The 12,825-nt window shown below is 37.2% G+C and carries 8 protein-coding genes and 1 pseudogene; 3 read left to right on the top strand and 6 right to left on the bottom strand.

Annotated features, from left to right (window positions below; translation table 11 throughout):
• Nucleotides 1-16: 16 nt before the first annotated feature.
• The 6 genes and pseudogenes from tgt to ssb all read right to left on the bottom strand — a co-directional run bounded on the left by tgt (nucleotide 17) and on the right by ssb (nucleotide 7,516).
• Nucleotides 17-1,141 (bottom strand): tRNA guanosine(34) transglycosylase Tgt, encoded by a 1,125-nt coding sequence (gene tgt, locus ME3_RS03330; protein ID WP_039952534.1) that lies wholly within the window; start codon nucleotides 1,139-1,141, stop codon nucleotides 17-19.
• Nucleotides 1,142-2,079: 938 nt separating this feature from the next.
• Complete coding sequence (locus ME3_RS03325; protein ID WP_007477126.1) at nucleotides 2,080-2,592, bottom strand: peptidylprolyl isomerase; 513 nt, start codon at nucleotides 2,590-2,592, stop codon at nucleotides 2,080-2,082.
• A gap of 17 nt (nucleotides 2,593-2,609) precedes the next feature.
• Nucleotides 2,610-3,175: pseudogene (locus tag ME3_RS03320) on the bottom strand (peptidylprolyl isomerase).
• Nucleotides 3,176-3,177: 2 nt separating this feature from the next.
• Nucleotides 3,178-3,684 carry a pantetheine-phosphate adenylyltransferase gene (coaD, locus tag ME3_RS03315; protein WP_007477123.1) on the bottom strand — a complete coding sequence of 169 codons (507 nt, stop codon included), beginning with the start codon at nucleotides 3,682-3,684 and terminating at the stop codon, nucleotides 3,178-3,180.
• A gap of 23 nt (nucleotides 3,685-3,707) precedes the next feature.
• On the bottom strand, nucleotides 3,708-6,491 hold the full coding sequence (gene gyrA / locus ME3_RS03310) for a DNA gyrase subunit A (RefSeq protein ID WP_007477122.1): 2,784 nt from the start codon (nucleotides 6,489-6,491) through the stop codon (nucleotides 3,708-3,710).
• Between the two features lie 515 nt (nucleotides 6,492-7,006).
• Complete coding sequence (gene ssb, locus ME3_RS03305; RefSeq protein ID WP_007477120.1) at nucleotides 7,007-7,516, bottom strand: single-stranded DNA-binding protein; 510 nt, start codon at nucleotides 7,514-7,516, stop codon at nucleotides 7,007-7,009.
• A gap of 214 nt (nucleotides 7,517-7,730) precedes the next feature.
• Here ssb and uvrA point away from each other — a divergent pair, with 214 nt between their 5' ends.
• The 3 genes from uvrA (at nucleotide 7,731) to glnA (ending at nucleotide 12,731) form a co-directional block, all read left to right on the top strand.
• Nucleotides 7,731-10,646 (top strand): excinuclease ABC subunit UvrA, encoded by a 2,916-nt coding sequence (uvrA, locus tag ME3_RS03300; protein WP_007477118.1) that lies wholly within the window; start codon nucleotides 7,731-7,733, stop codon nucleotides 10,644-10,646.
• A gap of 279 nt (nucleotides 10,647-10,925) precedes the next feature.
• Nucleotides 10,926-11,264 carry a P-II family nitrogen regulator gene (locus ME3_RS03295; RefSeq protein WP_007477116.1) on the top strand — a complete coding sequence of 113 codons (339 nt, stop codon included), beginning with the start codon at nucleotides 10,926-10,928 and terminating at the stop codon, nucleotides 11,262-11,264.
• Between the two features lie 57 nt (nucleotides 11,265-11,321).
• Nucleotides 11,322-12,731, top strand: a complete 1,410-nt coding sequence (gene glnA / locus ME3_RS03290) for a type I glutamate--ammonia ligase (protein WP_007477114.1) — start codon at nucleotides 11,322-11,324, stop codon at nucleotides 12,729-12,731.
• The last annotated feature ends 94 nt before the right edge of the window (nucleotides 12,732-12,825 follow it).

Below are 12,825 nucleotides of genomic sequence, written 5' to 3'. Positions count from 1 at the left end.
AGACACACTTAATGTGCTAACGCTTATTGCCTTGCTTCCATAAAGCACTCGTTTCTGCACAAAAATCAGCATAACATCCTGCTTTAATGGAAGTACGAATATCTTGCATAAGCTGTTGATAATAAGAAAGATTATTCCAAGTTAATAACATGCCACCAAGAGCTTCATTAGATTTGACTAAATGGTGCAAATAAGCACGACTATAATCACGTGCAGCAGGGCAAGGTGATTGTGGATCAAGAGGACGAGAATCTTCTGCATAACGTGCATTATGCAAATTCATCTTACCAAAGCGGGTAAAAGCTAAACCATGACGCCCTGCACGCGTTGGTAGAACACAATCAAACATATCAATACCTCGAGCGACACTTTTTAAAATATCATCTGGCGTGCCCACTCCCATGAGATAGCGTGGTTTATTCTCTGGCAAAATACAACAAGTAGCATCTAACACAGCCATCATAACATCCTGAGATTCACCAACTGCAAGTCCTCCAATAGCATAGCCCTTCAAATCCATCTCTTTTAATGCCTGAACAGAACGTTCACGCAATTTCATATTATCACCACCTTGAACAATACCAAACATAGCTTTATCTGGCTGATTACCAAAAGCTGTCTTACAACGCTGTGCCCAACGCAATGAAAGTTCCATAGCAGCTTCTATTTCTTTCTCACTTGCAGGTAATGCAATACATTGATCAAGCTGCATTTGAATGTCAGAATCAATCAGTCCTTGGATTTCAATAGAACGCTCCGGACTCATTTCATAATACGCTCCATTAATATGAGAACGGAAAATCACGCATTTCTCTGTGATTTTACAAATCCCTGAAAGCGACATAACTTGAAAACCACCAGAATCCGTTAAAATAGGTTCAGGCCAACGTGCAAATTTATGTAAGCCTCCTAAGCGCGCAATCCGTTCAGCTCCAGGCCGTAACATCAAATGATAAGTATTACCCAAAATAACATCTACCCCAAGAGCACGTAACTGATCCATATACATAGCCTTAACGGTCCCTGCAGTTCCAACTGGCATGAATGCGGGTGTGCGAATACGTCCACGTCCTGTTATGATTTCACCCAAACGAGCCTGTCCATCTTGAGCGATTTTATTATAGTGAAACGTCTTAATCATCATTTTCGTCTTTTTGATTAAACAAATTCATATCGTCTAGAAACCAAACATAATTCTCGTTTTGATCACATTATTATAAGTGTTATAAATAATTTTACTCTATTAAACACTGAAATCAGCCTTAAGAGAATTGAGCAAAATAAATGAGAATTTACTATCAAACAATCAACACACTAAAAATAGCCTGACAAATAAAAATATCTGTAGTGTCGTTCGGCTTATATACCCCAAAATACTAACATTATTCACTACGGTCTTAAATAACCTTAAGTATTGTATTTCGATAACAATGACTTTATTTTTATGTTTTTAGTGCCATAAATGCTTGAATAATTTTAGTACGAATATAATCAATTTGTCTGAATCCATTTTATGATCACGCATACTTATTACGTTCAGAATAAAAATTACACAGCCTCTACATTATAAAACAAAATAGTGTTCTATTTTATATCTTTAAAGCCTATCGTGAAATTTTTTGCTAAAATATAAACTGATAATCTGGGCGGTTACTTTATTTCAGAAATAAAAATAGTTTAGCATTTCTTCCCTTTTCAATATCTTCTCAACATTTAAAACGCAACAAATAAGGCAGAAATAATATTTTACTCGAATAAATTAAAGTAACAGAACCAAAACAAAAATAAATGCTTTGTAGCTATACCGGAATAATATTTTACTTCATGAAAACTAGTGCATTTTTTCACTAAAAAGCTTAAAAAATTACAAACATAAAAAATCTTGTAATATTTGTTTTGAAAAACATAATATAAAGCAAACGTGTATTCTGATGTAAAAAAGCCAATTTCAATAAGGCTTGTTATTTCGAAAATTCAAAATCGAAAAATTCTATTTACACAAAATACACAGTTCACACTAACTTCGATAAAATTCTAAATTAAACCGTAAACAAAAATTATCTGCACAATATTCTAGTACTACTTTGTATCCGCAGCAATTCTGGCTTTGATAATCGCATCAGGCTCTACAACAGGCTCACCACGCTTGATCTTATCAACATTTTCCATACCTTTCATAACTTGCCCCCATATAGAATATTGACGATCAAGCCAGGGAGCATCTTCAAAGCATATAAAAAACTGCGAATTAGCAGAATTTGGATTCTGACTGCGTGCCATAGAAACTGTACCACGTTTATGAGAAATATTTGAAAACTCTGCCTTCAAATCAGGCTTATCTGACCCTCCCATACCCACACGTGATGAATCGAATTTCTCATTATTTTTTTTTCCAAACTTCACATCACCAGTTTGAGCCATAAAGCCATCAATAACACGATGAAAAACAACATTATCATAAGCACCTTCACGCACTAACTCTTTAATACGTACCACATGACCAGGAGCTAAATCAGCAAATAACTCAATCACTACATTGCCTTTTGTTGTTTCAAGAATTAATGTATTTTCTGGGTCTTTTATCTCAGCCATATAATTATTCCTTTGATTTATTGATTACGTTGCAAATGAGCAGTATCAATAACATCAGGATTTGTTACAGATCCATTGTTACTTACAGTGCCCTTTTTAATTTTATCGACAACATCCATTCCTTTTACAACTTCCCCAACAACAGTATACTGTTCATTTAAAAAAGTAGCATCATCAAAACAAATGAAAAATTGAGAATTTGATTTTGTGAACGTGCCATACCAATAGTACCACCCTTAAATGGCTGTTTTGAAAACTCTGATACTAAATTAGGATAATTTGAACCACCCATACCAACGCGCTTAAGGTCAAAATTAGTACTATCTTTTTTTCCAAATTTTACATCGCCTGTCTGTGCCATAAAATCAGGGATCACACGATAAAATACGACATTATTATAAGCACCCTCTTGTGTTAATTGCTTGATTCTAGCAACACGTTTTGGTGCAAAATCAGGACGCAAACGAATAACAATATCACCATTTTAAAGAGATAAAACAAGGGTATTATGCTCATTTTCTAAAGCATTAAATAAAAAAAGATAAATAATACATGTTAAAATGGCAAAAATTCTAGTATACACAATCATTTTTCCTTCAAGGATTTAAATTTCAAACATAAAGCTTGTGCAACATTTTGAGGAACAAAAGGCATAACGTCCCCCCCCATAGCGGCAATCTGGCGCACTAATGTAGAAGTTATTGGACGACTAGAAACGCTTGCCGGTAAAAAAACAGTTTGTAATTCAGGAGCCATAATCTTATTCATCCCTGCCATTTGCATTTCGTAATCGAGATCAGTACCATCACGCAAACCACGAATAAGAAACGAAGCTTGGATTTCACGCGCCTTATTAATTAAAAGATTATCAAATGCAATAACTCGCAGCCGATCAGGACCTATATTTAATAAGTCTTTCCCGACTTGTGTAATTAAATCAACACGCTCTTCAAAACTAAAAAGTGATTGTTTTCCACTTTGTATACCAATAGCCACCACCACTTCATCGGCCAATAATAAACTGCCTTGTAAAACATCAAGGTGACCATTTGTAATAGGATCAAAAGAACCTGCATAAAGAGCAATGGTCATCATTTACTCCAATGTTTTCACAATTATATTTCGTCACTCGCATCAACCACATTGCAATGCTGCTCACTTTCTTCCACATCTGGTTCGCTAGCATTAACTTCAGGCTCAGAAATACGCTCAACTGATACAACCTTCTCACCTTTTGCTGTATTAAAGATCGTTACTCCCTTAGTTGAACGACCAGCTATGCGAATACCATTAACAGGAACACGAATAAGCTGCCCTTTATCTGAGACAAGCATAATTTGATCTTGTGCTTCCACCGGAAAGGTTGCTACTAACTTACCAATTTCAGCTGTTTTGGATGGGTCGGTTGCACGAATCCCTTTTCCGCCACGTCCTGAAATACGAAAATCATAAGAGGAAGACCGTTTCCCATAACCAAACTCACTAACTGTTAAGAGCATTTGTTCATGGGCACTAAGCTCCATATAACGTTCATCTGTTAATTCTGTTACGGTTGCTTCTGACTCTTCATTACCAATGACAATATCTTCATCATCTGCACCAGCTGCACGCCGTTCACTGATTACGCGTTTAATATAAGCAGAACGCTCAGTCGACGTAGCTTCAACATGCTTTAAAATAGTCATAGAAATGACTTTATCATTATCACCCATGTTGATACCCCGCACCCCCATTGAATGACGCCCAACAAACACACGAACATCATTCACAGGAAAACGGATACATTGTCCATTCGCCGTTGTAAGGACAACATCATCATACTCTGTACAAGTCTCTACGGAAAGAATCTCATCTCCTTCTTCACCAAATTTCATCGCAATTTTACCATTACGATTAACTTGAACAAAATCCGATAATTTATTGCGACGTACAGTCCCACGCATTGTTGCAAACATAACATCAAGTTTGCCCCAATCTTCCTCATCCTCTGGTAAAGGCATAATTGTTGTTATACGCTCACCTTGTTGCAAGGGCAGCATATTAATTAAAGCTCGCCCACGCGATTGCGGCGTACCAATAGGCAAACGCCAAACCTTCTCTTTATAAACGATTCCACGTGATGAAAAGAAAAGAACCGGTGTATGTGTATTAGCTACAAATAAACGAGTTACAAAATCCTCATCTTTTGTAGCCATACCAGAACGCCCCTTACCTCCACGACGTTGGGCACGGTACGTATTTAAAGGTACACGTTTAATATAGCCACTATGACTAACCGTCACCACCATCTCTTCTGGTGCGATCAGATCTTCACTATCCATCTCAGCATTACCAAAACCAAAAACAGTACGCCGAGGAGTTGCAAATACTTCACGAAGAGCATTTAGTTCATCTTTAACAATGCTCATAATTCGTGAACGCGATGCCAAAATATCAAGATAATCGGCAATATCTACGCCAATTTTATTTAATTCATCAGCAATCTCATCGCGACCAAGTGCTGTTAACCTCTGCAAACGCAATTCCAGAATAGCTCTCGCCTGTTCTTCTGATAAATGATATGTATTATCCTCATGGATAATATGACGAGGATCATCAATAAGCTTAATTAAAGGCGCTATATCAATAGCCAACCAACGCCGCTCCATTAATTGCGCGCGCGCTATTTGTGGATCAGATGCTTTGCGAATTAATGCTATAATTTCATCAATATTAGCAACAGCAATAGCAAGCCCAACTAAAACATGCGCACGCTCACGCGCCCTACGTAAAAGATATTTTGTTCTTCGACTCACCACTTCTTCACGGAAAGAAACAAATGCACGAAGTATATCAAGCAACGTCATCTGCTCAGGTTTGCCACCATTCAACGCAACCATATTACAACCAAAAGAGGCCTGCAGCGGCGTATAACGATACAGTTGATTTAAAACAACATCCGCAACAGCTTCTCTCTTAAGCTCAATAACAACCCGATACCCGTCACGATCAGATTCATCGCGTAAATCAGAAACTCCATCAATGCGCTTATCACGAACTAATTCAGCTATCTTTTCAATCATTGTAGCTTTATTAATCTGGTAAGGTATCTCGCTTACGATAATTGCCTGCCGATTATTACGAATTTCTTCGATATCGACTTTAGCACGCATAATAATTGAACCCCGCCCCGTTTCATACGCTGAACGAATACCCGAACAGCCAAGAATAATACCCCCTGTAGGGAAATCAGGACCAGGAATGATTTTAATCATTTCATCTAGCGTTATACTGGGGTCATCAATTAAAGCGATACACCCATCAACAACTTCACCAAGATTATGTGGAGGAATATTGGTCGCCATTCCCACAGCAATACCACCCGATCCATTTACCAAAAGGTTAGGAAAACGTGCTGGTAAAACCATAGGCTCACGTTCACGCCCATCATAATTATCTTGAAAATCAACAGTATCCTTATCAATATCAGTTAAAAGTTCTTCTGAAATTTTCTCTAAACGACATTCTGTATAACGCATCGCTGCAGGTGGGTCACCATCAATGGAGCCAAAATTTCCTTGCCCGTCAATCAGCGGATTTCGCAAAGAAAAATCCTGTGCCATACGCACTAATGCATCATAAATCGAAGCATCACCGTGGGGATGAAATTTCCCCATCACTTCACCGACAACACCTGCTGATTTCCGATAAGATTTGTTGAAAGAAAGACCCATTTCATTCATCGCATGAAGAATACGACGATGAACAGGTTTTAATCCATCACGCACATCAGGTAATGCACGTGACACAATCACGCTCATCGCATAATCGAGATAAGAGCGTTGCATTTCTTCAATAATACTAACTGGCTCAATACCGGTCAGCACATCACGTTCTGTCAGTGGAGTAAGATCGGTCACAGTTTCAATACTTTCAAAAAAGAATCATTTTGATCGTTTATATCGAAAAATACTTTAAAATGCTAACTCCCCTGCCCACAAGAGAGTGAGAATTGAACAATAATTTCCAACATATTATTTGTTTATATGAAGAATCAAAAATAAAATAAATATAACTCACTCCCCTGAGTTAAAAAACGAAATAAACAATACCCAGTGAATCTTCTTCAAATTCCCCGCGTATTTTAAGCAATCTTTTCAATAAAAACACTGAAATAAAGATTTTTAAAATAGACCATTGCCTTTACAATAATCTTCATCATTTTCAGTCTACTTACATACTTTTTGACATGAGGGTACGATAGCAGCACCCTATGTTATAACCTACCGCAATATCTTCTAATATATTTACTGATCAGTTTAACTGTACAAAATAAATTTTTCTGTTTTTCTTATAAGAAAATAAGCTTCAAATTAGAAATTTACCCTTCTTACTTGAAAATGAAAAAGCAATAATAATATCATTTCATAGATTATCAAAAAGGCACATCATCATCCAATTGGTGTGAAAAATTCCCTTCCAAATAATTATTGTTCTGACTAAAATCCTCTTTGCGATCAAAACTACTATCACCAAAGTTATCACTGCCTAACGGACTTGTGTCTTGCATTCTCTCGCCACCATCCATAGCGCCACGACCTTCAAGCATTTGTAATTCACCACGATATTTTTGTAAAACAATCTCTGTCGTATAACGATCATTACCATTTTGATCTTGCCATTTGCGTGTTTGCAATTGACCTTCAATATAAATTTTGTTGCCTTTTTTTAGATATTGCTCCGCAATCTTTACAAGGTTCTCATTAAAAATAACAATACTATGCCACTCAGTGCGTTCTTTACGTTCATTCGTATTACGGTCACGCCAGCTTTCCGAGGTGGCAATACGTAGATTTGCCACTTGATCACCAGAGTTCAAACGACGGATTTCAGGATCAGCACCAAGGTTACCAATCAAAATAACTTTATTAAGGCTACCAGCCATTATACAAACTCCAAAAGTTTAAATTAATTCATTATAATAAAAGATGATAAAAACATATAGCTATGTTCATCATAAAAGAAAAAAGCTGTGCCTTTTTCCAAAAGAATTTACACTCTTCTTTCCCATTATAATAATGGAACACATTGTAATTTCAAAGAAAAGGTCTTATTTCACATAATAGTGTAAAATTTTTGTTCATACGCCAAGGATTAGCATGTCTCACCAAAAATATATCTCTATACGCGGCGCACGTGAACATAACCTTAAAAACATCGATCTTGACCTACCTCGTAATAAATTAATTATTATAACAGGGCTTTCTGGCTCAGGTAAATCATCCTTAGCTTTTGATACAATTTACGCCGAGGGCCAACGTCGTTATGTTGAAAGCCTTTCTGCCTATGCACGCCAGTTTTTGGAAATGATGCAAAAGCCAGATGTTGATCAAATAGATGGCCTGTCCCCTGCTATCTCCATTGAACAAAAAACCACTAGTCGTAATCCTCGTTCAACAGTTGGTACTGTAACTGAAATTTACGATTATATGCGCCTTCTCTTTGCTCGTATTGGTATTCCTTATTCACCTGCTACAGGCCTTCCTATTGAAAATCAGACAATCAGCCAAATGGTTGATCAAATTATGGCCTTACCAGAGAATACACGGATTTTTATTATGGCGCCTTTAGTGCGAGGAAGAAAAGGCGAATATAAAAAAGAGCTAGCAGAACTTTTAAGAAAAGGATTCCAACGTGCCAAAGTTGATGGCAAATTCTATGAGATTCCTGATATTCCTCCTCTTAACAAAAAATACAAACATGATATAGATGTAGTGGTAGACCGCCTTGTTGTACGTCATGATATTACTTCTCGTTTGGCTGATAGTATAGAAACCTGTCTGCAGCTTGCAAATGGACTTGCGATTGCTGAAATGGCAGATCAACCTTTGACAATAAAGGAAACCTCAAAGGAATCTGCCAATAAATCAAAAAATGAAACACATAAACGACTCATTTTTTCAGAAAAATTCGCCTGCCCTATATCTGGATTCTCTATTCCTGAAATTGAACCACGTCTTTTTTCATTCAACAATCCTTTTGGTGCTTGTCCCACTTGTGATGGGCTTGGTATTCAAAAAGCAATCGACCCAGAAAAAATTGTACCCAATGAAAATCTTACTTTAAAATCTGGAGCTATTGCCCCTTGGCTTAAATCAACCTCACCTTACCATAACCAAATACTAAAAGCGTTAGGCAAAGCCTATGAATTTAAACTCACAGATAAATGGTGTGAACTTTCAGGTGAAGCCAGGCGTGCTATTTTATACGGTACAAAAACAAAAGAAATCCCCCTTATCCATGAAGATGAAGGCTGCTCTAACACAAAAACCCAATATTTTGAAGGTGTTATTCCAAATATGGAACGGCGATGGAAAGAAACCGATTCTGCTGGTTCATATAAAGAAATCGAATATTATATGTCTTCTTCACCTTGCCGAGCCTGTAATGGTTATCGGTTAAAACCAGAAGCACTTTGTGTTAAAATTCACGAAATGCACATTGGGCAAGTATCAGAACTCTCTATCCTAAAAGCAAATGATTGGTTTGCTAATATTGATCAATATCTTAATAAAAAACAACGTAGTATTGCAGCGCGTATTTTAAAAGAAATTCGTAAACGTTTAGAATTTTTAAATCATGTTGGGCTTGAATATCTTACCTTATCTCGAAATTCAGGAACACTTTCAGGTGGAGAAAGTCAACGTATTCGGCTAGCATCTCAAATTGGTTCTGGTCTCACAGGTGTTCTTTATGTCTTAGATGAACCGTCTATTGGCTTACACCAACGCGATAATGGACTTCTTCTAAAAACGCTGTGCCATTTACGTGATCTTGGCAATACAGTTATCGTTGTTGAACATGATGAAGATGCCATTCTTACCGCAGATTATGTAGTGGATATTGGCCCTGCTGCAGGTGTTCATGGTGGAGAAGTTATTGCTCAAGGTACACCGCAGGAAATTATGAACAATCCATCCTCGCTTACAGGCCAATATCTTTCAGGAAAAATGGCAGTTACTATGCCCGCCAAGCGACGTAAAATATCAAAATCAAAAGTACTCAAAGTGATTGGTGCTCAAGGTAATAACCTTAAAAATATCAATGCCGACATCCCTCTTGGAACCTTCACTTGCGTAACTGGTGTTTCAGGTGGAGGAAAATCAACATTTCTCATTGAAACTCTGTTTAAAGCTGCATCGCGCCACGTTATGGGAAGTCATCAAAATCCGGCACCCTATACCAAAATTGAAGGACTAGAATTGCTTGATAAGGTCATTGATATTAATCAATCACCTATTGGGCGCACCCCACGCTCTAATCCAGCAACTTATACTGGTGCTTTTACCGCAATCCGCGATTGGTTTGCCGAACTTCCTGAATCAAAGGCTCGTGGTTATCAAGCAGGACGTTTTTCATTTAATGTCAAAGGGGGGCGTTGTGAAGCATGCCAAGGCGATGGTGTTATTAAAATTGAAATGCACTTTTTACCTGATATTTATGTTACATGTGATATATGCCAAGGAAAACGCTATAATAGAGAAACGCTAGAAGTAAAATTTAAAGGAAAATCCATTGCTGACGTACTTGATATGACAGTCGAAAAGGCTGAAAAATTTTTCCAAACTGTCCCTGCTATTCACAACACAATGAAGACTCTTGTCAAAACTGGCCTTGGCTATATTAAAGTTGGGCAGCAGGCTACAACGCTTTCTGGTGGTGAAGCTCAGCGTGTAAAACTTGCCAAAGAACTTTCACGCAAAACAACAGGTCGCACACTTTATATTTTAGACGAACCAACAACTGGTTTACATTTCCATGATGTTGCAAAACTTCTTGAAGTTTTGCATGAACTCGTCGAGCAAGGTAATACAGTTGTAGTTATCGAGCATAATCTTGAAGTCATTAAGACAGCTGATTGGATCATTGATCTAGGACCAGAAGGTGGAGATGGTGGTGGTCAAATCGTTGCAATTGGCCGCCCTGAAGATATTATAAATATCCCTGAATCTTATACTGGGAAATTTCTAAAAGAGCTTTTGTTACGCCGACCCTTGCATGATTCAGACTCTTAAAATAAGTCGAAAATAATTTACGCACCTAATGATGTTGATGTACAAAAATAAGGTTTATAACTCATAATTGTACCGTTTTTATTCTTCATAAGCTGTTTTACGCTATAATACAATAATATTTTACTTCATATGTTATGTTGGAATTGTTTGCCAAAAAAACACACAATTATATTATTTTTGATTTTTTCGTACAGAAACTATTTGTTGGCATATCTCGTGCTTGTCAATATAATGTATAGTAGCCTAAAAAGATAAAACAACGTTGGAGATCATTTCAGCATGAAAAAAATTGAAGCTATTATAAAACCTTTTAAACTGGATGAAGTGAAAGAAGCACTTCAAAAAGTTGGCTTACAGGAGATTACTGTAACAGAAGCAAAAGGTTTTGGTAATCAAGAGGAGTATACAGAACTTTACCGTGGTGCTCAATATGTTGTTGATTTTCTACCTAAAGTAAAAATTGAAGTTGTTATTGCAGACGAAATTTTAGAACAAGCTATTGAAGCAATACGTAAAGCAGCTCAAACAAAACATCGCGGAGATGGAAAAATATTTGTTTCATCCATTGATGATGCTATTCGTATTCGTACTGGTGAATCTGGCATCGATGCTCTTTAACATTTAAAAAAAATTTTTACTTTTTCTATCTACCACAATCCAATAAGGAAATTGCATATGACAACCGTATCAGACATACTTAAACAGATTGCAGATAATGACATACGCTTTGTCGATTTACGTTTCACCGACCCATGGGGTAAGTTACATCATGTCACAATAGATGTTACCGCAATCACCGAAGATACATTCACCGATGGCGTTATGTTTGATGGTTCTTCAATTGCTGGATGGAAAACAATTAATGAATCTGACATGGTGTTGATGCCAGATCCAGAAACAGCTCATATGGATCCTTTTTTTGCTCAGTCTACTTTAGTCATACTTTGTGACGTACTCGATCCTGTTTCTGGAGAATTGTATAGCAGAGATCCGCGTTCCATCGCAAAAAGAGCAGAAGCTTACATGAAATCCTTAGGTATAGGTGATACAGTTAATATAGGCCCAGAAGCAGAATTTTTTATTTTTGACGACGTACGTTATAAAAATGAGCCATACAATACAGGCTTTAAGCTTGACTCAAGTGAACTTCCATTAAATGATGATACTGAATATGAAATGGGCAATCTCGGGCACCGACCACGTATGAAATGTGGTTATTTTCCAGTTCCTCCTATTGACTCTTGTCAAGACATGCGTTCTGAAATGCTCACTGCACTAAAAGACATGGGCGTAAATGTTGAAAAACATCATCATGAAGTAGCTGCAGCTCAACACGAATTGGGTATTCGATACGATACATTAGTTCGAGAAGCTGATAAAATGCAAATTTTTAAATACACTGTGCATCAAATTGCAAACAGTTATGGAAAAACAGCGACTTTCATGCCAAAACCAATTTTTGGTGATAATGGTTCAGGCATGCATGTTCACATATCAATCTGGAAAGATGGAAAACCAGCCTTTGCAGGAAATGAATACGCCGGATTATCAGAAACCTGCTTATTTTTTATCGGTGGTATCATTAAACATGCAAAAGCAATCAACGCTTTCACAAACCCATCTACTAATTCCTATAAGCGTTTAGTTCCTGGGTTTGAAGCACCTGTTCTTCTTGCTTACTCTGCACGCAATCGTTCGGCATCTTGTCGTATTCCATTCAGCTCTTCACCAAATTCAAAACGCGTAGAAATCCGTTTCCCAGATCTAACAGCAAATCCATATCTAGCATTTGCAGCACTCTTAATGGCTGGTCTTGACGGTATTAAAAACAAAATTCATCCTGGACAAGCTATGGATAAAGATCTTTATGATCTGCCCCCTAAAGAACTTAAAGACATCCCCACAGTTTCAAGTAGCTTGCGGGAAGCGCTTGAAGCTCTTGATAAAGATCGTAGTTTTCTTAAAGCAGGAGATGTTTTTGATGATGACCAAATCGATTCTTTCATTGGATTGAAAATGCAAGAAGTCTTGCGGTATGAAATGACTCCGCATCCTATTGAATTTGATATGTATTATTCTGTTTAAAGAATAAGTCACGTTGTTTAATCTAAAAAATGGAGGCTTCACCTCCATTTTTTGTGATGTTTTTTTCTAAAGAGCATTACTACTCTTTTACTGA

The organism is Bartonella melophagi K-2C (genome assembly GCF_000278255.1).
Taxonomy (GTDB): Bacteria; Pseudomonadota; Alphaproteobacteria; order Rhizobiales; family Rhizobiaceae; genus Bartonella; species Bartonella melophagi.
Note: the sequence above shows the minus strand (reverse complement) of the source record. Positions and strands in the feature narration are given on the sequence as shown.